Below are 22,391 nucleotides of genomic sequence, written 5' to 3'. Positions count from 1 at the left end.
ATTAATTAAGTTGTTGCCTCGCCATTGGCGGGCTAACTTCTATAAAAAAAGGACAACAACATGGAACTAATCTTAAAACAAGACGTTCAAAATTTAGGTTTCAAAGATGATATCGTTTCTGTAAAACCAGGATACGGAAGAAATTTTTTGATTCCTCAAGGATTTGCAGCTTTAGCAACTCCTTCTGCTAAAAAAGTTTTAGCTGAAAATTTAAAACAAAAAGCACACAAAGAACAAAAAGTGATTGATGATGCTACTAAGATAGCAGATGCGTTAAAAGCTTTAGATATTAAAATTGTTGCAAAAGCAGGTGGTGAAAAACTATTTGGTTCAGTAACTAATATGGATATTGTTGAAGCTTTAGAAAAGGCGGGTCATTCAATTGATAGAAAATTCATTACTTCAGGTACTGTTAAAAGAACAGGTAAATATGCTGCTACAGTACGTTTACACCGTTCGGTAGTATTTGAATTACCTTATGAAATTATAGCTGAGTAATTATTTAAGTTATTCAATATAAAATATCAAACCCTGCAATTTGCAGGGTTTTTTTATTAGTTATTAAATATATAGTCAATTATATTGGCACCCATTTTTAAAGCAATTTGCCTAACTTCCTCAGGATTATTGTGTACTTCGCGGTCTTCCCAACCATCCCCTAAATCGGTTTCATAAGTATATAATAAAACCAATCTGTTTTTCACAAAAATTCCGAAAGCTTGTGGTTTTTGGTTGTCGTGTTCATGAATCTTTGGAATTCCGTTAGGAAAAGAAAATGGTTTTTGAAACAAAACGTGATTGGCAGGTAATTCCACTAAATCTGTTTCAGGAAATAGTTTTTTGATCTCTCGTCTGATATATTGATCCATTCCAAAGTTATCATCAACATGTAAAAAACCTCCTGATGTAAGATAATTTCGAAGTTGTTTCACTTCTTGATCATTAAAAACTACGTTTCCGTGTCCGGTCATGTGTACAAACGGATAGGAAAAAATATCGCTACTTCCCGGCGAAACAGTAGCAGGTTTTGTACTTATTTTTGTTCCGATAGTAGCATTACAAAAGTTTATTAAATTGGGTAGCGAAGTAGGATTGGCATACCAATCACCACCACCATTATATTTTAATAAGGCAATTTCTTGAGCATTTGAAAATGTAATTACAAATAATAAGAATATTAATTTTTTCATTTTTTTTAATTTGATTGCATTACTGCCACTGTATGACAACCTATAATGGCGGCTGTTTCGGTTCTTAGACGTGTGTTCCCTAGTGAAACAGGTTTGAAATTATTTTGAATAGCTAAAATGACTTCTTCTGAAGAAAAGTCACCTTCGGGACCTATTAATAATAAAATGTCTTCCTTTAAATTGAAACTATTTTTGAAATCCATTTTTTCATCTTCATAACAATGTGCAATAAATTTTTGACTATTTTTTTCTTGCTTTATAAATTCTTTAAAAGAAATAGGCGAATTTAATTTTGGCAAAAAATATTGATTAGATTGCTTCATGGCAGAAAGTAAAATTTTTTCAAAACGTTCTATTTTGATAGTCTTACGCTCTGAATGGTCACAAATGATTGGGGTAATTTCCTGAACACCAATTTCAGTAACTTTTTCTAAAAACCACTCATACCGTTCATTCATTTTTGTTGGAGCAACTGCCAGATGTAAATGAATTTTAGGCGACTCTTGTTTTTCAAACGAAAGAATATCAACTGTACATTTGCTTTCTGAAGCAGTTGCTATTTTAGTTGAGAACAAGTAGCCTAAACCATTAGTAACAAATAAATTATCGTTTTCTTTTTTACGAAGAACTTTTACAATGTGTTTGCTTTCTTCTTTTGAAAAAGAGAAACTTTTTGTTTGTTCTGTGAGTGAAGGAAAATAAAATAATTGCATTTTATATCTCAATTCGTGGTTTCGAAACTACGTTTAATTCTTCAAATTGTTTGTTAAGATATTTATAATATCCAACAATTCCTATCATAGCAGCATTATCTGTGGTATATTCAAATTTTGGAATATAGGTTTTCCAGCCATATTTGCTTTCTGCTTCTTTTATGGTTTTTCTAATTCCTGAATTTGCAGAAACACCGCCACCAATTGCAATTTGTTTAATTTCAGTTTGTGCGACAGCCATTTTTAATTTTTCCATAACAATTTCAATTATGGCATTTTGAATGGAAGCACAAATATCATTCAAATTTTCTTCAATGAATTTTGGATTCTCTTTTACCTTTTTTTGTATAAAATATAAAATTTGAGTTTTCAAGCCTGAAAAACTAAAGTCCAATCCGGGCACTTTAGGCTTTGTAAAAGAAAATGCTTTTGGATTACCTAATTGAGCGTGTTTATCAACCAATGGACCACCGGGATAAGGCAAACCAAGTATCTTTGCTGATTTATCAAAAGCTTCACCAACTGCATCATCGGTGGTTTCACCAATAATTTCCATGGAAAAAAAGTCAGTAACTTTAATAATTTGAGTGTGTCCGCCCGAAATGGTTAATGCTAAAAATGGAAATTCGGGTTTGTCATAACCCTCTTCATCAATAAAATGAGCTAAAATATGACCTTGCATATGATGCACAGCAATCAACGGAATAGATAAAGCCATTGCTAAAGATTTTGCAAACGAACTTCCAACCAACAACGACCCCATTAATCCGGGGCCTTGAGTAAAAGCGATTGCACTTAATTGCGATTTTTGAATTCCTGCTTTTTTTAAAGCTTGGTCAACCACAGGAATCATGTTTTGTTGATGAGCTCTTGAAGCAAGCTCCGGTACAACACCACCAAAAGCTACATGAACAGACTGATTAGCTACAACATTTGACAGCACTTTATCGTTTTGTAAAACCGCTGCAGAAGTATCGTCACAAGAACTTTCAATTGCTAGTATAAAAATGGAATCATTAGCCATAGGATGGGCACGAATTTTGAATTATATTTGACAAATTTAAAACAATTAGGGGTATCAAAAAATTAAAAAAAATAGTATTGCGTTCTCTTTTGGGGATAATTCTATTATTGCTCCTATTTGGTGTATTACTATCGTTGCCTCCGGTTCAAACTTCTATAGCTAATTATTTCACAAATAAGCTAAATAAACAGTATGGTACTGATATTTCAATTGATGAAGTTGCCATTTCAATTTTTGGCAGCGTAAAATTTAAAAAAGTTGTTATTAGAGACCATCACAAAGATACTTTAATTTATGTTGACCGTTTGAGTACTAAAATTAAAGATTTAGATCCCATTTTGAAAGGAGATTTGATTTTTGATGATTTAAAATTAAATGGATTAAAGTTTTCAATAATTAATTATAAAGACGAAACACAAACAAATTTAGATGTGTTTATTGATGCTTTTGATGACGGACGCCCTTCATCCGGAAAATTTTTAATGCTTGCCAATACTATTGCTATTAGTAATAGTGCTTTTGTTTTTAAAAATGAAAACAAATTCAATCCTAAAATTCTTCAATTTACAAATTTGAACTCAAAACTGATTGATTTTAAGATCAAAGGTTCGGATGTTACTTCTAAAATTGAGAGTTTAAAGGCAATTGATTTTAGAGGTTTAGTTATCAAAAATTTAAAATCAGATTTTAGTTATACACGCAAACAAATAAAGCTTGATGATTTTGCATTGCAAACAGCTAATTCTTCATTGTTTGGAAATGTAAGTTTAAATTATAATAAAGATACTAACGATTTTGCCGATTTCTTTAATCGCGTAGTTTTTGATTTCAAAGTAAATTCAGCATCAATAAACACCAATGACATTCGGTATTTTTATAAAGAATTATCCTCCGATAAAAGTTTTGTTTTTAATTCTGATATCAACGGAACTTTAAACGACTTAAGCATTTCAAATTTAAATCTTAAAGAAGGTGAAAGAACCAAAATTATTGGAGATGTTAATTTCAAAAATCTTTTTGGTACTGAAGAAGAGACTTTTTACATGGAGTCTACTTTTTCGCATTTGTCCTCCAATTATAATGATCTAACGGCTTTATTGCCTAATATTTTAGGAAAAAAATTGCCAAGTTCAATCAATAAACTGGGACAGTTTTCTTTACGTGGTGATGCGATAGTTGCGTTTGACCGTATCAATACAAATTTTGTAATGACTTCTGATTTAGGTTCCGGTAAACTGAATTTAAACATGACTAATATTGAGTTTATTGATAATGCTTCTTATTCAGGAACTATTGTTTTGGATCGTTTTGCAATAGGTAAAATTTTAAATAGAAGTGATGTTGGCAACATTTCTATGAACATGCAAGTTGATGGAGCCGGTTTTACCGAAGATTTAATCAATACCCGATTTAAAGGATTTATTTCTCAATTGAATTATAATAAATATAATTACACCGATATAGCGATTGATGGGGTGTTTAAAAAACCACTTTTTTCAGGAAAAGTAAACGTAAATGACCCCAATCTTTTTATGGATTTTGATGGTTTGTTAGATGTATCTCAAAAAGAGAATGTTTATAAATTTACTACTCGAATTGATTATGCTGATTTATATAAATTAAATTTTATTACAACAGATTCTATTTCAATTTTTAAGGGGCATATTACTTCTGATCTTGCTGGTAATAGTTTAGATAATATTTATGGAGATGTAGCTTTCCTTAATGCATCGTATCAAAATAACCGTGATATTTTTGTGTTTGATGATTTTAAATTAAGCTCCACTTTTGATGAAAATAGAGAACGAACCATTGAAATAAATTCTCCGGATATTGTAGAAGGAAAAGTTGTGGGCAAGTTTGATTTTAATCAAATTCCAATGATGGTAGAGAATGCTCTCGGTAGTGTTTATGCCAATTATTCACCCCAAAAAGTTAAAAGCGGTCAATACTTAAAATTTAACTTTGCTATTTTCAATAAAATAATTGAAATTTTTTATCCTGATATTTCGGTGAGTAAGAACACCTACATTCGAGGAAACATCAATTCGGACGCCAATGAATTTAAGATGAATTTTTCATCACCCTTAATTTTGGCTAACGAAAATGAATTTGAAAAAATTAAATTTGAAATAGATAATAAAAACCCACTTTATAACACGTATATAGAAATTGATTCTATAAAAACCAAACATTATAAGTTCTCTGATTTCAATTTGCTGAATGTGACTTCAAAAGATACCTTGTTCATTCGAAGTGAATTTAAAGGAGGCGACAAAGCCAATGATTTTTATAACCTTAACATATATCACACCATTGATGTGAATAAAAACAATGTGGTTGGTATTCAAAAATCAGAACTTCATTTTAAAGATTACATGTGGTATTTGAATGAAGAAGAAAATTCTGAAAATAAAATTATTTTTAATAACAGATTTTCTGATTTTATATTTCAAAACATCAAAATGACGCATGAGGAGCAGTTTATCAATTTTGATGGTGAAATAAAAGGAACTAATTTTAAAGATCTAAATTTAAATTTTGAAAAAGTAAATATCGGAAAAATAATTCCCGTTTCAGATGATTTAGTGATTGAAGGAAGTTTAGACGGTCAAATTAATTTTAAACAATTAAATGAAGAATTCCGACCTTATGCATCATTAAAAGTCGAAAATTTCAATGTGAACAACATTGATTTTGGAACTTTAAATTTAGATATTATTGGTGATGATAAATTTGAAAATTTCAGAATTAATTCAAGTGTAAAAAATGAAAATTTAGAAAGTTTCTTGGCAGAAGGAACCGTTTATTTTAAAAACAGAGAACCAATTCTTGACTTAGATTTAAAACTCAATAAATTTAATGTGGGAGCTTTCAGTTCTTATGGAGGAGAAGTGATAACAAACATCAGAGGTTTGGTTTCAGGAAATGCATCTTTTCAAGGTCAGCTTCAAAATCCGGAAATAGAAGGACGTTTGTATTTGGAAGAAGCTGGACTTTCTGTACCTTATCTCGGAGTTGATTATGCTTTTGATAAAAATTCAATTGTTGATTTGACGCAACGCCAATTTTTACTTCGTAACATTACAATGACCGATTCGAAATATAAAACAAAAGGTGTTTTAAGCGGTAATATTCGTCATTTTAATCTTTCTGATTGGCGATTAGATATCGGAATTACTTCTGACTATTTGAATGTTTTAGACACACAAGATAAAGATGACACACCCTACTACGGTAATGCTTTTATAGAAGGAACTGCAACAATAACCGGACCCACAAGTTCTTTATTAATTGATGTGCAAGCCAAGTCTAAAAAAGGAACATTTATTAAAATACCGGTTTCTAACACGCAGTCAATAGGTGATAATTCGTATATCCGATTTATTACTAAAGAAGAAAAATATAATTTGGAAACTGGAACTACCGGGTTGGCTAAAAATTATAATGGATTAGAATTAAATTTTGATTTAGATATAACTGAAGATGCCGAGATAGAAGTGATTTTAGATAAAGAAACCGGACATTTAATGAAAGGAAAAGGTTTTGGAACACTTTCTATGCAAATTAATACTTTGGGTAAATTTAACATGTATGGGGATTTTAGTATCAACGAGGGAATCTATAATTTTAAATACCGAGGTTTAGTTAGTAAACAGTTTAAAGTTAAAAAATACGGCTCTATAGTTTGGGACGGTGACCCAATGCGAGCACGATTAAATATTGAAGCGGTTTATGATAATATTAGAGCAAATCCCGCATTATTGCTAGATAACCCAACGGTTAATCAAAAAGTTCAAGTGGAAGTTGTGATTGGAATTACCGGTTTTCTAAACAATCCCGAACCAGATTTTATGATTAACTTTCCAACAATAAGTTCCGTACTTAAATCAGAAATTCAAACCAAATTAGATGACAAAGATACACGTCAAACGCAAGCTTTGTATTTATTGGCCTCGGGTAATTTTTTGAGTACAGATGGAGGTTTGTCTCAAAATGCATTGTCCAACAATTTATTTGAAACTTTTACAGGAGTTTTTAATGACATTATTAAAGATGAAGAAGGTAAAATGAATGTGGGTGTTGTTGTCGATTCAGCTGATAGAACTCCCGGACGTGAAACTGACGGTAGTGTTGGATTAACTACGTCTTTCGAAATTAACGAACGAATTTCTGTTAATGGAAAATTAGGTGTGCCAATTGGAGGAATTAATGATGCAGCCGTGGTCGGTGATGTTGAAATTCTTTATCGGGTTACCAAAGATGGAAAGTTCAACCTAAGGGTTTTTAATCGTGAAAATGATATAACCTATATTGGAGAAGGAATAGGATATACGCAAGGAATTGGTGCAACTTACCAAGTTGATTTTGATACATTTAAAGAATTAATCAACGGAATTTTCAAAAGAGCAAAATTAACAAGAGATGTTGACTCATCGGGCCAAGATTCTGATTCTGATTTTAAACCTGAGTTTTTAAATTTCATAAACGAAAAGAAAAAAACGTATGAGAAACCTAAAAAAGAAGAGGAAAAACCACCAGAAATTGATTGATGATTAATTAGATATTTTATCAAAAGCTCCATTTTTAATGGAGTTTTTTTGTTAGTAAAAAACTTATCAACGAAAACGTTTGAAAATTTCGGTAATTGTCGAAATAGTTGAAATGTCAGTAAAAAAGTCATATTTGTTTGCTAAATTTACATTTTAAACAATAAAAAATGTCGAAAACAATAAAAAAAATAGGTGTATTAACTTCCGGAGGAGATTCTCCCGGAATGAATGCAGCCATTCGTTCTGTAGTAAGAACTTGTGCTTTTCATAACATTGAATGCTTTGGAATTTATCGTGGTTATCAAGGAATGATTGAAGGTGATTTCAAAGAAATGGGCCCTCGATCAGTGAATAACATTGTCAATAAAGGCGGAACAATCTTAAAATCAGCACGTTCAAAAGAGTTTATGTCTGCTGAAGGAAGAAAAAAAGCCTATGACAATTTAGTAAAAGCAGGAATTGACGCTTTTGTAGTTATTGGCGGTGACGGTAGCTTTACAGGAGCTTTAGTTTTCAATAAGGAGTTTAATTTTCCAGTGATAGGAATTCCCGGAACAATAGATAACGATATTTTTGGAACAAGTCATACCTTAGGTTATGATACCGCTTTGAACACGGTTGTTGAAGTTATAGATAAAATTAGAGATACAGCAAGTTCACACAATCGCTTGTTTTTTGTGGAGGTTATGGGGCGTGATGCGGGTCATATTGCTTTGAATGCCGGAATTGGAGCAGGAGCAGAGGAAATTCTAATTCCTGAAGAAGATTTAGGATTAGAACGATTGGTTGAATCTCTTGAAAAAAGTAAGCTTACAGGAAAATCTTCAAGTATTGTTGTGGTTGCAGAAGGTGATAAAACCGGTAAAAATGTATTCGAATTAAAAGAATATGTAGAGGAACATATGCCGGAATATGATGTTAGGGTTTCCGTTTTAGGCCATATGCAACGAGGCGGTGCTCCTTCTTGTTTTGATAGAGTTTTGGCAAGTAGGTTAGGGGTAAAAGCGGTAGAATCTTTATTAGAAAATAAAACCAACTTTATGGTTGGTTTGATCAATGATAAAGTGGCATTAACACCTTTAGAACAAGCTATTAAAGGGCATTGTGAAGTGGATAAAGAACTCTTAAGAGTTTCAGACATCATGTCAATTTAAAAAAATTAAGTATAAAAATTAATATAAAAATCATGTCAAAAGTAAAATTAGGAATTAACGGATTTGGTAGAATTGGAAGAATTGTTTTTAGAGAAACAATCAACAGAGATAATATTGAAGTAGTAGCTATCAATGATTTATTAGATGTAGAACACTTAGCTTACTTATTAAAATACGATTCAGTACACGGAAGATTTAATGGAACAGTTGAAGTGACAAATGGTGAATTGTTTGTTAACGGAAAGAAAATTCGTGTATCTGCAGAAAGAGATCCTTCTGTTTTAAAATGGGACGAAGTTGGTGTGGATATCGTTGCAGAATGTACCGGTATTTTCACCACACTTGAAACGGCAAATTCTCATATCAAAGGTGGAGCTAAAAAAGTGGTAATTTCTGCACCATCTGCCGATGCACCAATGTTTGTTATGGGTGTAAATCACGAAAAAATTACTGCAGCTGATACTATTGTTTCAAATGCATCTTGTACAACCAATTGTTTGGCTCCATTAGCAAAAGTGATTCATGATAATTTTGGAATTGTTGAAGGTTTAATGACAACTATTCATGCTACAACAGCTACCCAATTAACAGTTGACGGTCCTTCTAAAAAAGATTATAGAGGTGGAAGAGCCGCTTTATTAAATATCATTCCGGCTTCAACCGGTGCCGCTAAAGCTGTAGGTAAAGTTATTCCTGAATTAAACGGAAAATTAACAGGAATGTCAATGCGTGTTCCAACTGCAGATGTTTCTGTTGTAGATTTAACGGTTAAGGTGGCAAAAGAAACTTCATATGAAGAAATTATGAAAGTTTTAAAAACTGCTTCAGAAACTTCAATGAAAGGTGTTTTAGGATTCACAGAAGATGATGTGGTGTCTCAAGACTTCATCTCCGATCCAAGAACTTCAATTATTGATGCAAAAGCCGGAATTGGTTTAAACAGCACTTTCTTCAAATTAGTTTCTTGGTATGATAATGAATATGGTTATTCAAGTAAATTAGTTGATTTATCATTACATATTGCTAAACTTTAATAGTTACAAATAGTCCTGTTAGCACTAACCTGACAGGACTTTTTTTATACAAACAAACCAAATTATGAAACTATTAGTAGATAGTGGCTCAACAAAAGCCGATTGGATTGCCATTGATGACAATGGCAAAGTTTTGTTCACCACACAATCTTTAGGTTTGAATCCTGAAGTATTATCAAAAGATGAAATTATTGAACGATTGAATGATAAGTTTGATATTTCTCATAATAAAAATAAAGCTACTCATTTATTTTTTTATGGAGCAGGTTGCGGGACAGATAGAATGAAAAATTTTTTAACTGAAGTTTTTCAAGGTTATTTTAGCAATGCAAATGTAGTGGTTCATGAAGATACTTATGCTGCGGTTTATGCCACAACCCCAAAAAATCAAGAAGCCATTGTTTGCATTCTTGGAACAGGCTCCAATTGTAGTTACTTTGATGGTAAAGTACTTCATCAAAAAGTACAATCGTTAGGATATATTTGTATGGATGATTGTAGTGGCAATCGCTTTGGTCGCCATTTGTTGAGAGGCTATAGTTTCAATAAAATGCCGGATGATTTGAAGAAAGAGTTTGAAGAAGAATACAATCTTGATCCGGATTACATAAAAAACAATTTATACAAAGAACCCAATCCAAATGCTTATTTGGCAACTTTTGCTAAGTTTTTAATCAAACATAAAGAGGCTGATTTTTGTAAAAAATACATCAATATGGAATTGGATGATTTTGTTGAAAATTATATCAAACAATTTGATAATTATCAAACGGTTCCTGTTCATTTTGTGGGTTCCATTGCCTTTTATCTCAAAGACGAACTACAAGAAGTTTTAACCCAACATGGCATTCAACTTGGCAATGTTCTACGAAGACCTATTGATGGTTTGATAGCTTATCATATTTTAAATAATTAATAAAGTAACCGAAGTTTTAACTACTTCGGTTTTTTTTGGTTTAAAAGTTTTTTCTGATGTATTTTTACGGGAGAATTTATTATTATGGCCAGTTTTATAAAATTATATCCTGAGAATCCGAATCCTAAAGAAATAGCAAAAGTTATTAAAGTCTTAAAAGACGGTGGACTTATCATTTATCCCACTGACACTGTTTATGGATTGGGTTGTGATATTACCAACACCAAAGCTTTAGAACGCATTGCCAAAATTAAAGGAATCAAACTTGAAAAGGCTAATTTTTCATTTGTTTGTCATGATTTGAGTAATCTCTCCGATTATGTCAGACAAATTGATACGGCCACATTTAAAATTTTAAAACGAGCTTTGCCCGGACCTTATACTTTTATTTTGCCTGGAAATAATAATTTACCCAAAGAATTTAAGAAAAAGAAAACAGTAGGAATTCGTGTTCCGGATAATGCTATAACCTTGGAAATTGTCCGTCAATTAGGTAATCCAATTGTTTCCACCTCTATTCATGATGACGATGAAGTTTTAGAGTATTCAACAGATCCAGAATTGATTTTTGAAAAATGGCAGTTTTTAGTTGACTTGATTATTGATGGTGGTTATGGTGACAACCAACCTTCCACAGTTATTGATTTATCAGAAGCAGAACCCGAAGTTATCCGAGAAGGTAAAGGAAGTCTTGATATATTATAAAATAAAAACGCCTCAATTAAGAGGCGTTTTCTATATAAATTAACCGGATTATTTACCTGTTTGTTTTTTCATTTCTTTTTCAATCATGTCATAAAACTGATCAATTTTTGGCATCACAATAATTCTTGTTCTTCTGTTTGCCGCACGATTTTCAACCGTATTGTTTGCAACTAAAGGTTGAAATTCACCTCTTCCTGCTGCAATCATCTGTTTTGGATTTACTTTGTGGTCATTAGTTAATACTCGAACCACAGCAGTAGCACGTTTTGCACTTAAATCCCAGTTGTCTAACAAAACACCATTTCGGTAAGGAACGTTGTCAGTATGACTTTCTACCATACATTCAAAATCAGGTTTGTCATTTACAACTTTTGCAACTTTTCCTAAAATTTCTTTTGCTCGGTCGCTAATTTCATAACTTCCGGATTTGAATAATAATTTGTCAGCAATAGAAATCATTACAACTCCTTTTTCAACATTGATTTCAATGTCTGGATCGCTTATTCCTACAGCACCCTTTAAACTTGTTACCAATGCCAATGTCACACTGTCTTTACGTGTTAATGCATCTTGAAGTCTTGAGATTTTTAAATCTTTTTCTTTTAAACTTTCTAAAGATTTTTCAAGGTTTTCAGCACCTTTAGCAGATAATAAAGTGATGTTTCCAACATTACTGATTAAATCAGAATTGGTTTTCTTTAAATCGGCAAGTTGATTTGAAATTATGTCTTTTTCAGACAAACATAAATTCAATTTAACTGTAGTAGAGTTCAATAAATCTTGACACTCTTTGTTTTTTGCTTCTAATTCAGCAATTTTCTTTTTTGTGCCACATGATCCTAGCGTCATGGCAGCAATTGAAACGAATAAAATCAGTCTTTTCATTGGTGATGTATTTTGTTTTACAAATTTAAGGATTATTAGCAAAGACTATACCAAATTAGTGATAAAAATATATTAAAATAAGTCTTTAAAATGGTGTTTTTTTGCCCAATAATAGTCTAAAACTATACTTGAAACTGAAAAGTATTTTTTTGGAATAACTTTAACTCTCTTTCTTGAAATTTTGGGAAGCATAACATAAAATGAAAAGTGTGCTTTTAAAATAGCCATAAAATGCTGAAAATTACCTAAAAATAAAAAACGAACTCCGGCAATACCATCCAAAATCAATCTAAAAATGACAATTTGAAAAACTAGTTTTGCTGGTAAATTTTTAACCAACATCAACAATGAATTTCTAAAATTTAAATATGTTTTTTTTGGATTACTGGCCTCCAGAGTAGCACCACCCAGATGAAATACTGTTGATTTACCACAATATTTAATGGTATAATTGGCGTTAAAAGCTCGCCAACACAAATCTATTTCTTCCTGATGTGCAAAAAAATCGGTATCAAATCCACCAAGTTCTTGAAAAACAGATTTTCTAACAAAAAAACAAGCCCCTGAAGCCCAAAAAACCGTTGTGGTGTCATCGTATTGCTTGTTGTCTTTTTCGATTGTAGTAAAAATTCTACCACGACAAAACGGATAACCAAATTTATCTATAAAACCACCGCCGGCTCCGGCATATTCAAAATAATCTTTGTTTTTATAATCTAAAATTTTTGGTTGAATGATAGCTGTTTCAGGTTCATTATCAAAAAGTTCAATAATGGGTTGTAACCAATTTTCGGTTACTTCAATATCAGAATTTACTAAAGCATAAATTTCTTCCTGAACTTGTTGTAAAGCGACAGTATAGCCTCCTGCAAAACCATAATTCTCTTGGTTTTGAATTAGTGTAACTGTTGGAAAATATTCCTGTAGAAACGAAACAGAAGTATCGGTTGAATTATTATCTACCACATAAATAGTAGCATTATCAGAATAGTTTACAATAGATGGTAAAAATTTTTCAAGAAGCGAAACACCATTCCAATTTAAAATGACAATGGCTATTTTATTTTTTGATAAATTATTCAAATTGATTTAAATTAAGTTCAGGAATATCGGTTAAAAAATTATAATTGGATTGTTCCACATTTATTTCACAAAAATAATGATTCAAACCATTTGTAACCATTAAATAAGTAGCGTTTAAAATAAAATTATATTGAGCCAATTGATCAAACACTTTTTGAGTCAGTTTTACCTCGGGTGCTTTGCATTCAATAACCAGATAGATACTGCCATCCGGGCGAAAAGCTACTACATCATATCGTTTACTAATTCCGTTCTGAAGTACTTTTTTTTCTACATTAATTAATGTTTTGGGATGCTTTTTTACACTAATTAAATAATGCACAACATGTTGTCTGACCCATTCTTCAGGTGTGAGCAGCACAAATTTTTTACGAATTTCATCAAAGATAGCGACTTTATTTTCACTATTTTTGAATCGGAAGTTAAACACCGGGAAATTGAGTTTTTGCATGGTGTAAATATAAATAGTTTATGCCAAAATGAGAAAACTATAATAACAGCTTACACAAATTTACTATGGATGAAGTTATTGGTATCATCAATGATATAAAACAAAAAAAATTCAAGCCTGTTTATTTTTTAATGGGTGAAGAACCTTATTATATTGATAAAATTTCTGAATTCATTGAAAGCTCTATTCTGTCTGAAGAAGAAAGAGGCTTTAACCAGATGGTTTTATATGGTAGAGATATTTCTGTTCAAGATATTATTTCAAATGCAAAACGCTATCCGATGATGGCTGATTATCAAGTTATAATAGTAAAAGAAGCTCAAGATTTAAGCAGAACTATTGATGATCTTTCGTCTTATGTTGAAAACCCACAACCTACAACTATTTTGGTTTTTGCATACAAATACAAAACCTTAGACAAAAGAAAATCGCTTGCAAAATCGTTACAAAAAAACGGATTGTTGTTTGAAAGCAAAAAACTATATGACAACCAAGTGGGAACATGGATAGTTAGAATTTTAAAAGGAAAAGGCTATGCAATTGAACCAAAAGCTTCAGAAATGTTGGTTGAATTTTTGGGAACAGATTTGAATAAAATCAATAATGAACTAGAAAAACTTCAAATTATTCTTCCGGTCGGAACTACAATTACTGCGAATCACATAGAAGAAAACATTGGATTTAGCAAAGATTTTAATGTGTTTGAACTACGAAAGGCTATTGGTAGCAAAGCTATTTTACAGGCTTATAAAATTGCAGATCATTTTGCTCAAAACAAAAAAGAATATCCTATGGTGTTGACTACCGGACAGGTTTTTGCTTTTTTTGTTAAACTATTACAATTCCATGGATTGAACGATAAATCTGCAGCCAATGTAGCAAAAGTATTAGCTGTAAGTCCCTTTTTTGTACAAGAATATATCACGGCAGCAAAAAATTATCCCATGAAAAAAGTCAGCAACATTGTTTCCTCGCTTCGAGACATTGATTCAAAGAGTAAAGGTGTGGGAGCCAATCAAATGCATGAAGCCGATTTGTTGAAAGAAATGCTCATTAAAATTTTTAATTAAAATTGTTAGAATTTTTGATTTTGTTTTTCAATACCCTTTAAAAACACGATATTTGCTTCCTTAAAATTTATAAAATGGGAATTAATAAAAATACAATTTTGGCTTGGGCAACATTCATAATGATTTTGATGGGGTTATTGTTAATTGGCATGGGAGCATTTCGATATAATGACGTTGCAGGTTGGGGTTTTGCTGCTACTGGGATTGGTTTTTTAGCCATAGCATGGGTGTTTAATGCTTTAAAAGGAAGAGTGTAATAAAAATAAAATAATTGATTGTATGTCAGACGATAAGAAAGTAATTTTTTCAATGTCTCGGGTGAGTAAAACCTACTCGAGTACAAATAAACAGGTTTTAAAAGATATTTATCTTAGCTTTTTTTATGGAGCTAAAATTGGTATCCTTGGTTTAAATGGTTCCGGTAAATCTTCATTATTAAAGATCATAGCTGGAGTTGATAAAAATTACCAAGGTGATGTTGTTTTTGCTCCGGGTTATAAAGTAGGTTATCTTGAACAAGAACCAATTTTAGATGAAACCAAAACAGTAATCGAAATTGTTAGAGAAGGTGCCGCAGAAACAATTGCCTTGCTTGATGAATTCAATAAACTAAATGACATGTTTGGTTTACCTGAAATTTATGAAGATGCAGATAAGATGCAAAAATTAATGGACCGTCAAGCAGAGCTTCAAGATAAGATTGATGCAGCCGGTGCATGGGAAATAGACAATAAGTTGGAAGTAGCAATGGATGCCTTGCGAACTCCGGAACCTGACACTCCAATAAAGGTGCTTTCAGGAGGTGAACGCAGACGTGTTGCTTTGTGTCGTCTATTATTGCAACAACCCGATGTTTTGTTATTAGATGAGCCAACTAACCATTTAGATGCCGAATCTGTTTTGTGGTTAGAACAACATTTACAACAATATCCCGGAACTGTTATTGCAGTAACTCACGACAGATACTTCTTAGATAACGTTGCCGGTTGGATTTTAGAATTGGATAGAGGTGAAGGTATTCCTTGGAAAGGCAACTATTCATCTTGGTTAGACCAAAAAACCAAGCGAATGGAATTGGAAGAAAAAGTAGCCTCTAAACGAAGAAAAACACTAGAACGAGAACTAGATTGGGTAAGACAAGGTGCAAAAGGACGTCAAACCAAACAAAAAGCTCGTTTACAAAATTATGATAAGCTTTTAAATGAAGATCAAAAAGAGTTGGACGAAAAATTAGAATTATATATTCCAAATGGTCCTCGTTTGGGAACCAATGTGATTGAAGCCCAGGGCGTAGCAAAAGCTTATGGCGATAAATTGCTTTATGAAGATTTGAATTTCAGACTGCCACAAGCCGGAATAGTTGGAATTATTGGGCCAAATGGTGCCGGAAAAACAACCATTTTTAAAATGATTATGGGTGAAGAAAATCCGGATAAAGGAGAATTTTCAACCGGGGATACTGTAAAAATTGCCTATGTAGATCAATCACACAGTAATATTGATGTTAATAAATCAATTTGGGAGAATTTTTGTGATGGTCAAGAGTTAATTATGATGGGTGGTCGTCAGGTAAATTCGAGAGCTTATTTGAGTCGTTTTAATTTTGGCGGAAGCGACCAAAATAAAAAAGTTTCTACCTTGTCAGGTGGAGAAAGAAATCGCTTGCATTTAGCCATGACGTTAAAAGAAGAAGGAAACGTGTTGCTTTTAGATGAGCCAACCAATGACTTGGATATAAATACACTTCGTGCTCTTGAAGAAGGATTAGAAAATTTTGCAGGATGTGCCGTAATTATTTCGCACGACCGATGGTTTTTGGACCGAATCTGTACACATATTTTAGCATTTGAAGGTGATTCGCAAGTCTATTTCTTTGAAGGAAGTTTTACAGAATACGAAGAAAACAAAAGAAAACGTCTAGGTGCAGATGTGACACCTAAGCGTATTAAATATAAAAAATTAGTAAGAAATTAATTTTATTAAAATCCCGATAATTCGGGATTTTTTTTTAAATAAAATAGATTATATTTGATGAATTAAAAATAAAGATGTCCCCAAAAACAGCATTGCTTTTTATTTTTTTAGCTACTTCATTTGTTCTTTCTTCCCAAGAGAAAAGTATAACAAAAAAAGAAGTGCGTCAATTGTTACACTCCTCCGACAGTTGCCTCTATAAATCAGACTATAAAAACTCATTGTCATTTTCAAGCAAGGCACTAGATTTTGCTTTAGAAATGAAAGACGATGATTTAATTGGTAGATCTTATAATACAATTGCCGGTAATTATGAGGAAATCGTAGAGATTGATAAAGCGTTAGAATATTATGACAAGTCTGTTTATCATTTTCGAAAAGCAGTCAATGACACACTAAAAGCTGCCGTGTACAATAACATTGGTAATATTTATTTTTTTAGAAAAAAAGATTTTAAAAAAGCTATTGAGTACTATAAGAAATCTATTGAAATTTCAGAAAAAATTGACAATGTTTTTTCTATGGTATTATCAAAACTAAATTTAGCTTCACTTTATTTTGATACGAATGATTACAATCAAGGTGTTTTTCATTTAGATTATGTTGAAAAACATAGAGATCGTATCAAAATTTTAGATATTCAAGGGTATTTGTATATTTTGTTGGGAAAAAAATTCCATCATCTGAAAGATAAAGAGAAAGCGGATTTTAATTTTAATGAAGCCATTAGGATAGGTGAGGAAAATAATTCAAAAATCTATCTATCCGATGCTTATCATGACTATTCTGAGTTTTTATTTGCTATTGGTAACTATGAAAAAGCATATCTTTTTTTAAACAGACATCAGGTTTTAAAAAATGAAATTTTTGATTTAGAAAAAATTAAGAATGCCAAAATTATAGGAATGGATATTGCCTTAGACGAGTCAAAGCGACAGTTAACGGCAGTTAATCAAGAAAAACTTCTACAGGAAGATAATCTGAGAAAAACAAAAATTATTATTACACTGATACTTGTGTTTTTAATGATGTTGTTATTTTTACTTTATGTTCTGTATAAAAATAATATTTTTAGAAAAAAAGTAAATGAATATTTAGAAGTTAAAAATGAAGAATTAAAAATTGCAAAAGAAAAAGCGGAAGAAGCTTCAAAATTAAAAACGCAATTTATCTCAACTATAAGCCATGAATTAAGAACTCCGCTTTATGGTGTGGTTGGGATCACCAATATGCTTTCAGACGAACACAAAGAGTTGGCGGATAGTCCACATTTAAATTCATTAAAATTCTCAGCTCGATACCTCTTGTCCTTAGTGAATGATTTACTTCAAATCAATAAAATTGAAGAAAATAAAGTAGTTTTAGAAAATTTAACGATGAATATCCAAGATGAAATCAATATGGTTTCTAACTCGCTTTCATTTATTGCAACCCGAAATAAAAACAAAATAGTTACGCAAGTTGATGAGTCAATTCCTGAATATTTAGTTGGTGATAAGTTACGACTGTCTCAAATTTTTATGAACTTAGTTTCTAATGGACTTAAATTTACACAAAACGGGGAAGTTCGTATTAAAGCAAATTTAGAAAAAAAAGAACATTCAATATGTTATATCAAATTTGAAGTTGAAGATACCGGTGTTGGGATTGCTGAAAAGGATTTATCTAAAATTTTTGATAAATTCGTTCAAATTGATCGAAAGGAAGACGACTATCAAGGAGCGGGATTAGGGCTTTCTATTGTAAAAAAATTAGTCACTCTTTTTGACAGTGAAATTTTTGTTGAAAGTGAAGAAGGTAAAGGGTCTAAGTTTACCTTTACTATTGGTTTTAATGACGATATGTCAAAAGTAAACGAAATAATCAATAATATTAAAGTTGACCTTTCTAATGACATGATTTACAAAGTTTTAGTTGTTGAAGATAACAAAATTAATCAAATGGTTACCCGTAAAATCATGGAGAAAAATAACTATAAAACTGTGATTGTTGATGATGGTTATGCTGCAATAGAAGCTTTACAAAAAGAGTATTTTGATGTTGTATTGATGGATATCAATATGCCACTTATCAATGGATTTGAAACAACACGATTAATTAGAAAAAGAGGTATTGCAGTTCCAATAATTGCATTAACGGCTTTTGCCAAAGAAGAAGTTTCAGAAGAAGCTATTTCTGCAGGTATGAATGATGTTTTGATCAAACCATTCGAACCATCAAAACTGATGCATATAATAGAAACTTTAGTTAAAAAAAATACTGCTTAATACCAACGTTTTTTGTTCTTTTTAGAAGCGGTAGATTTTCTTGAATTATCTGTTTTTTTTGTGTTTCTTCTGTCGGGTTTAGCTGTTTCTGATATTTCTTTTGCAACTTCACTCCACGGAAAGGGATGGTCTGTAATCACTTTTGCATTGATTCTTGTCAGTTTTTGAATGTCTTTCCAATACGGTTCTTCATCTTTTCCACAAAAAGAATAAGCAATTCCTTCGTTACCGGCTCTAGCAGTTCTTCCAATTCGGTGTACATAAGTTTCCGGAATGTTGGGCAAATCAAAGTTTAAAACAAAAGGCAATAATTCAATATCAATTCCTCTAGCCGCAATATCGGTGGCAACTAAAACAGAAATTTCTTTAGCTTTAAACTGATCTAAAACCCGTTGACGAGCGTTTTGTGATTTATCGCCATGAATTGCTTCTGCACTTACACCGTGTTTTTTCAAAAATTTGACAACATTATCAGCACCGTGTTTGGTTCTAGTAAAAACCAAAAGATTGTTTAAGCTTTCATTTCTGATTATGTGGTACAAAAGTTTTCGTTTGTCTTCTTTTTCAACAAAATAAACTTTGTGTACTACTTTTTCAGCTGTTGACGATACCGGATCTACCGAAACATATTTTGCTTTTGTCAAAAAAGTATCGGCCAATTCTCTGATAGCCATTGGCATAGTTGCAGAAAATAAAAGTGTTTGTCTGTTTGAAGGTGTTAATTTGATGATTTTTTTTACATCATTAATGAATCCCATGTCCAACATTTGATCAGCTTCATCTAAAACTAAAAAATGCAAATTATCTAAATCAATAAATCCCTGTTTATGCAAATCCAACAAACGACCTGGAGTAGCAATTAAAATGTCAATTCCTTTTTTCAATTGATCCACTTGAGGCACTTGGCTAACACCACCAAAAATGGTTAATTGTCTAATGTTAGTGTATTTTCCATAGGTATCGATGCTCTCACCAATTTGTATAGCTAATTCACGGGTGGGCGTGACAATCAATGCTCTAACAAGTTTTCTTTTGCTTAAAGAACCAACAATTCGATGTAAATTATTTAAAATAGGAATAGCAAAAGCGGCCGTTTTTCCGGTTCCGGTTTGAGCACAACCCACCAAGTCTGTTCCTTCTAAAACAATTGGAATGGCTTGTTGTTGAATAGGAGTGGGGATGGTATAACCTTCGTCAGCAATAGCATGCTGTATATTTTGAAGTAAGTTAAGATCTGAAAATGACATATTTTTGTAAATTGTCTGCAAAGATAGACAATTAAATCATTTATTATCTTTTAATGACTTGGTTCATAAATTAGCCTCAAAAAGCTACTAAATCGTTGATTTTCTCTAGAAATAGGGATACCTGTAACGATTCCAACCATAATCTGGTTTGATATTTCCAAACGCATTTGAGGTCTAATGACCATATCGAAATCATTCTTGTAAACTTCTTTATTGAATTCAACACCAATAAAATTTCGTGTTCCGGAAATCATATAATGGATGTTAGAATTTATTTGCCAATTAAAATCACTATGATGTCCGTCAAAGCTTTTTTCCCAAACGGGACCCGTATATAATAAGGTATGAAAATTATTTCCCCATCTTTTTGCTACTACAAAAAAAGGGTTGTAAACATTCCCTTGAAAAAAAGTGGAGGAACTGTATTGTTTAAACGAAGTCATTTCGAACTCATGAATGTATCCTAAAGCCATTGAAGTATTCGTTTTTTCAGATACAAAAAAAGTATATTGAGCGGCTAGTTTTAAACTTTCCATTTTACTTTGTGGCGTAGTCAAATTCTCTGTTCCGTTTTGATTATAATAAAATGAAAAAGGCACTTCAATTTCTAAACCCAAGCGGTCAACAGGAGCCCATTCGTATTCAATTAAAGCCTCATAACGATCATATGAGTTATTGTCAATAAGACCAACTCCTATATTCCATTCTTTTTCACCTTTTCTTGCACCTAAATCTCGAATCAAATCAATATATAAAGGTTCTGCATGGAGTACTTTATGTTTTTCTGTTTTTTGCTCAACTTCTTGGATATAAAGACTGTCTAATATAGTTTTTTGATTCTCTTGAGCAATTGAAATAAAAGAAATCAAGAGTAAAAATAATACAGCTAAATTTTTCATATATGAATTTGAATGGTTTGAATTTACGCAAAAATATAAAACTCGAAAGGATTGAGTTTAAAAAAAAACATAAAAAATAGTTAATTAAAGTTCGGTTGCAGCTGTTTTTGCTTTTATAAAATCAGTAACCAAATAACCAATCAATTTCCCTAAAAGTTGTGGGTTTTTATCATCAAACAATTCCGGTGCTCCTTCACAAATGTGCAAATAGGCTGCATTGGAATGTTTGCCAAAATGATGAACAAAATGACGAGCTTTTTCAATTGAAAATCCACTCAATGTCATAGCACTACTGGCAACACCCGGCAAAGCATCTAAATCAAGTTCAATTCCGAAAGAGTCATTCTTTATAAAATTTAATGCTTGATTGAGTTCTTGTTCAAAATTTTTCTCACTTCGAATCGCAATTTCATCATAGGTATTAAACCGTACCCGATCTTCTAAATCTTTTAATTTCAGTAGAACATTTTTGGAAGTATAACTTTCGTGTAAACCAAAAATGAAATATTTTTTTAAAAAGCCTTCATCAAAAGCATAAGAAAATCCATTGCCACTGTGTCTTCCTTCCAAAATTCTGAAATCAGAATGTGCATCAAAGTTGACTACATTTACAGGTTTTCCTTTAGCTAAAGCGGTTCCCTTTATGTTGCCATAAGCGTTGTTGTGTCCACCACCAATAATTATGGGAATTTTACCGGCTTTAATGATAGTGAAAATAATATGTGAAACTTCTTTGTCAATTTTTTCAACTAATTTAGATAGCTTTTTCCTGTCATCTGTATTATCAAAATTTAGATTTTCAGCTGCTTTCAATTCTTCGGCTACATCTAGTGAACCTAAAATGATAATCTGGCTTCCTTTACAAAATCTATTGTGTTGAATATTGGCAATGCTGGATATTGCATTTTTCCAACCGTTTGAAGTTCCCGGTCTTCCGTTATTGGCTTTAACTCCTATATCTTCAGGAATTCCAAATAATACAAATCTTGCTTTAGATTCAGTGATAAAGTTGACAACATCAACATCTTTTGGGATGGTTATCATTTTTTCACCAAACTTAATTTCGCCACTTCTGTGATTTGTAATTTTTCCTAAATCAAGTAATGTAAAGGGGACTAAGTTTTCCATAAATATATTTGAATCCAAAAATACAATTTTTACTCAAATTTTCGTTAATATCATTACTAATGTTAAAATTTACTATAACTTTGTTAAAATTCAACAAA

The 22,391-nt window shown here is 31.7% G+C and carries 19 protein-coding genes; 10 read left to right on the top strand and 9 right to left on the bottom strand.

Features of this window, described 5'->3' with window-relative positions:
• Window positions 1-60: 60 nt before the first annotated feature.
• Window positions 61-498 carry a 50S ribosomal protein L9 gene (rplI, locus tag B3L86_RS01920; RefSeq protein ID WP_188362594.1) on the top strand — a complete coding sequence of 146 codons (438 nt, stop codon included), beginning with the start codon at window positions 61-63 and terminating at the stop codon, window positions 496-498.
• 56 nt (window positions 499-554) lie between these two features.
• On the opposite strand, the gene B3L86_RS01915 is transcribed toward rplI, so the two are convergent.
• Genes B3L86_RS01915 through tsaD form a run of 3 tightly spaced genes read right to left on the bottom strand, consistent with a single transcriptional unit; the run spans window position 555 to window position 2,927 of the window.
• On the bottom strand, window positions 555-1,190 hold the full coding sequence (locus B3L86_RS01915) for a DUF4159 domain-containing protein (RefSeq protein WP_291114463.1): 636 nt from the start codon (window positions 1,188-1,190) through the stop codon (window positions 555-557).
• A 5-nt stretch (window positions 1,191-1,195) separates the two neighbouring features.
• Window positions 1,196-1,903 carry a 16S rRNA (uracil(1498)-N(3))-methyltransferase gene (locus B3L86_RS01910; protein WP_291114460.1) on the bottom strand — a complete coding sequence of 236 codons (708 nt, stop codon included), beginning with the start codon at window positions 1,901-1,903 and terminating at the stop codon, window positions 1,196-1,198.
• 1 nt (window position 1,904) lies between these two features.
• Window positions 1,905-2,927: a tRNA (adenosine(37)-N6)-threonylcarbamoyltransferase complex transferase subunit TsaD gene (tsaD, locus tag B3L86_RS01905; protein WP_291114457.1), complete on the bottom strand. Its 1,023-nt coding sequence runs from the start codon at window positions 2,925-2,927 to the stop codon at window positions 1,905-1,907.
• A 77-nt stretch (window positions 2,928-3,004) separates the two neighbouring features.
• Between tsaD and B3L86_RS01900 the strand changes: the two genes are divergently transcribed.
• The 5 genes from B3L86_RS01900 (at window position 3,005) to B3L86_RS01880 (ending at window position 11,289) form a co-directional block, all read left to right on the top strand.
• A complete protein-coding gene (locus B3L86_RS01900; protein WP_291114454.1) occupies window positions 3,005-7,480 on the top strand; it encodes a translocation/assembly module TamB domain-containing protein in 4,476 nt (1,491 codons plus the stop codon).
• 167 nt (window positions 7,481-7,647) lie between these two features.
• Complete coding sequence (pfkA, locus tag B3L86_RS01895; RefSeq protein ID WP_291114451.1) at window positions 7,648-8,634, top strand: 6-phosphofructokinase; 987 nt, start codon at window positions 7,648-7,650, stop codon at window positions 8,632-8,634.
• A 32-nt stretch (window positions 8,635-8,666) separates the two neighbouring features.
• On the top strand, window positions 8,667-9,668 hold the full coding sequence (gap, locus tag B3L86_RS01890; protein WP_291114448.1) for a type I glyceraldehyde-3-phosphate dehydrogenase: 1,002 nt from the start codon (window positions 8,667-8,669) through the stop codon (window positions 9,666-9,668).
• Window positions 9,669-9,732: 64 nt separating this feature from the next.
• Window positions 9,733-10,584 (top strand): N-acetylglucosamine kinase, encoded by an 852-nt coding sequence (locus B3L86_RS01885; RefSeq protein ID WP_291114445.1) that lies wholly within the window; start codon window positions 9,733-9,735, stop codon window positions 10,582-10,584.
• Window positions 10,585-10,668: 84 nt separating this feature from the next.
• Window positions 10,669-11,289, top strand: coding sequence for an L-threonylcarbamoyladenylate synthase (locus tag B3L86_RS01880; RefSeq protein WP_291114442.1), 621 nt, complete (start codon window positions 10,669-10,671; stop codon window positions 11,287-11,289).
• 48 nt (window positions 11,290-11,337) lie between these two features.
• Here B3L86_RS01880 and B3L86_RS01875 read toward each other — a convergent pair whose 3' ends face one another.
• From B3L86_RS01875 to B3L86_RS01865, 3 genes are all read right to left on the bottom strand, one after another.
• Window positions 11,338-12,174: an OmpA/MotB family protein gene (locus B3L86_RS01875; protein WP_291114439.1), complete on the bottom strand. Its 837-nt coding sequence runs from the start codon at window positions 12,172-12,174 to the stop codon at window positions 11,338-11,340.
• A gap of 72 nt (window positions 12,175-12,246) precedes the next feature.
• Complete coding sequence (locus tag B3L86_RS01870) at window positions 12,247-13,257, bottom strand: glycosyltransferase family 2 protein (protein ID WP_291114436.1); 1,011 nt, start codon at window positions 13,255-13,257, stop codon at window positions 12,247-12,249.
• Complete coding sequence (locus tag B3L86_RS01865) at window positions 13,250-13,708, bottom strand: type I restriction enzyme HsdR N-terminal domain-containing protein (protein WP_291114433.1); 459 nt, start codon at window positions 13,706-13,708, stop codon at window positions 13,250-13,252. Before B3L86_RS01865 ends, B3L86_RS01870 begins: the two co-directional genes overlap by 8 nt.
• Before the next feature lie 65 nt (window positions 13,709-13,773).
• Here B3L86_RS01865 and holA point away from each other — a divergent pair, with 65 nt between their 5' ends.
• The 4 genes from holA to B3L86_RS01845 all read left to right on the top strand — a co-directional run bounded on the left by holA (window position 13,774) and on the right by B3L86_RS01845 (window position 19,019).
• Window positions 13,774-14,778 (top strand): DNA polymerase III subunit delta, encoded by a 1,005-nt coding sequence (gene holA, locus B3L86_RS01860; RefSeq protein ID WP_291114431.1) that lies wholly within the window; start codon window positions 13,774-13,776, stop codon window positions 14,776-14,778.
• A 74-nt stretch (window positions 14,779-14,852) separates the two neighbouring features.
• Window positions 14,853-15,035 carry a CAL67264 family membrane protein gene (locus B3L86_RS01855; protein ID WP_188362582.1) on the top strand — a complete coding sequence of 61 codons (183 nt, stop codon included), beginning with the start codon at window positions 14,853-14,855 and terminating at the stop codon, window positions 15,033-15,035.
• 22 nt (window positions 15,036-15,057) lie between these two features.
• Window positions 15,058-16,752, top strand: a complete 1,695-nt coding sequence (ettA, locus tag B3L86_RS01850) for an energy-dependent translational throttle protein EttA (protein WP_291114428.1) — start codon at window positions 15,058-15,060, stop codon at window positions 16,750-16,752.
• 74 nt (window positions 16,753-16,826) lie between these two features.
• Window positions 16,827-19,019, top strand: a complete 2,193-nt coding sequence (locus tag B3L86_RS01845) for a tetratricopeptide repeat-containing hybrid sensor histidine kinase/response regulator (RefSeq protein ID WP_291114425.1) — start codon at window positions 16,827-16,829, stop codon at window positions 19,017-19,019.
• On the opposite strand, the gene B3L86_RS01840 is transcribed toward B3L86_RS01845, so the two are convergent.
• The 3 genes from B3L86_RS01840 to B3L86_RS01830 form a co-directional block, all read right to left on the bottom strand.
• Window positions 19,016-20,266 carry a DEAD/DEAH box helicase gene (locus B3L86_RS01840; RefSeq protein WP_291114423.1) on the bottom strand — a complete coding sequence of 417 codons (1,251 nt, stop codon included), beginning with the start codon at window positions 20,264-20,266 and terminating at the stop codon, window positions 19,016-19,018. The two genes, B3L86_RS01845 and B3L86_RS01840, sit on opposite strands and share 4 nt — an antisense overlap.
• A gap of 50 nt (window positions 20,267-20,316) precedes the next feature.
• Window positions 20,317-21,165, bottom strand: coding sequence for an HAEPLYID family protein (locus B3L86_RS01835; RefSeq protein WP_291114421.1), 849 nt, complete (start codon window positions 21,163-21,165; stop codon window positions 20,317-20,319).
• Between the two features lie 84 nt (window positions 21,166-21,249).
• A complete protein-coding gene (locus tag B3L86_RS01830) occupies window positions 21,250-22,293 on the bottom strand; it encodes a formimidoylglutamase (protein WP_291114418.1) in 1,044 nt (347 codons plus the stop codon).
• Window positions 22,294-22,391 lie beyond the last annotated feature (98 nt).

It is taken from the genome of Flavobacterium sp. UBA6135 (genome assembly GCF_002428305.1).
Taxonomy (GTDB): domain Bacteria; phylum Bacteroidota; class Bacteroidia; order Flavobacteriales; family Flavobacteriaceae; genus Flavobacterium.
The sequence above is the reverse complement of the archived record's forward strand: the minus strand, read 5'-3'. Positions and strand labels throughout refer to the sequence as shown.

Coding starts and splice junctions, on each gene's coding strand:
- B3L86_RS01840 (WP_291114423.1), bottom strand. CDS start 20,266: ATGTCATTTTCAGATCTTAACTTACTTCAAAATATACAGCATGCTATT.
- pfkA (WP_291114451.1), top strand. CDS start 7,648: ATGTCGAAAACAATAAAAAAAATAGGTGTATTAACTTCCGGAGGAGAT.
- B3L86_RS01880 (WP_291114442.1), top strand. CDS start 10,669: ATGGCCAGTTTTATAAAATTATATCCTGAGAATCCGAATCCTAAAGAA.
- B3L86_RS01865 (WP_291114433.1), bottom strand. CDS start 13,708: ATGCAAAAACTCAATTTCCCGGTGTTTAACTTCCGATTCAAAAATAGT.
- B3L86_RS01910 (WP_291114460.1), bottom strand. CDS start 1,903: ATGCAATTATTTTATTTTCCTTCACTCACAGAACAAACAAAAAGTTTC.
- rplI (WP_188362594.1), top strand. CDS start 61: ATGGAACTAATCTTAAAACAAGACGTTCAAAATTTAGGTTTCAAAGAT.
- B3L86_RS01835 (WP_291114421.1), bottom strand. CDS start 21,165: ATGAAAAATTTAGCTGTATTATTTTTACTCTTGATTTCTTTTATTTCA.
- B3L86_RS01845 (WP_291114425.1), top strand. CDS start 16,827: ATGTCCCCAAAAACAGCATTGCTTTTTATTTTTTTAGCTACTTCATTT.
- gap (WP_291114448.1), top strand. CDS start 8,667: ATGTCAAAAGTAAAATTAGGAATTAACGGATTTGGTAGAATTGGAAGA.
- B3L86_RS01915 (WP_291114463.1), bottom strand. CDS start 1,190: ATGAAAAAATTAATATTCTTATTATTTGTAATTACATTTTCAAATGCT.
- B3L86_RS01885 (WP_291114445.1), top strand. CDS start 9,733: ATGAAACTATTAGTAGATAGTGGCTCAACAAAAGCCGATTGGATTGCC.
- tsaD (WP_291114457.1), bottom strand. CDS start 2,927: ATGGCTAATGATTCCATTTTTATACTAGCAATTGAAAGTTCTTGTGAC.
- B3L86_RS01875 (WP_291114439.1), bottom strand. CDS start 12,174: ATGAAAAGACTGATTTTATTCGTTTCAATTGCTGCCATGACGCTAGGA.
- B3L86_RS01855 (WP_188362582.1), top strand. CDS start 14,853: ATGGGAATTAATAAAAATACAATTTTGGCTTGGGCAACATTCATAATG.
- holA (WP_291114431.1), top strand. CDS start 13,774: ATGGATGAAGTTATTGGTATCATCAATGATATAAAACAAAAAAAATTC.
- B3L86_RS01830 (WP_291114418.1), bottom strand. CDS start 22,293: ATGGAAAACTTAGTCCCCTTTACATTACTTGATTTAGGAAAAATTACA.
- ettA (WP_291114428.1), top strand. CDS start 15,058: ATGTCAGACGATAAGAAAGTAATTTTTTCAATGTCTCGGGTGAGTAAA.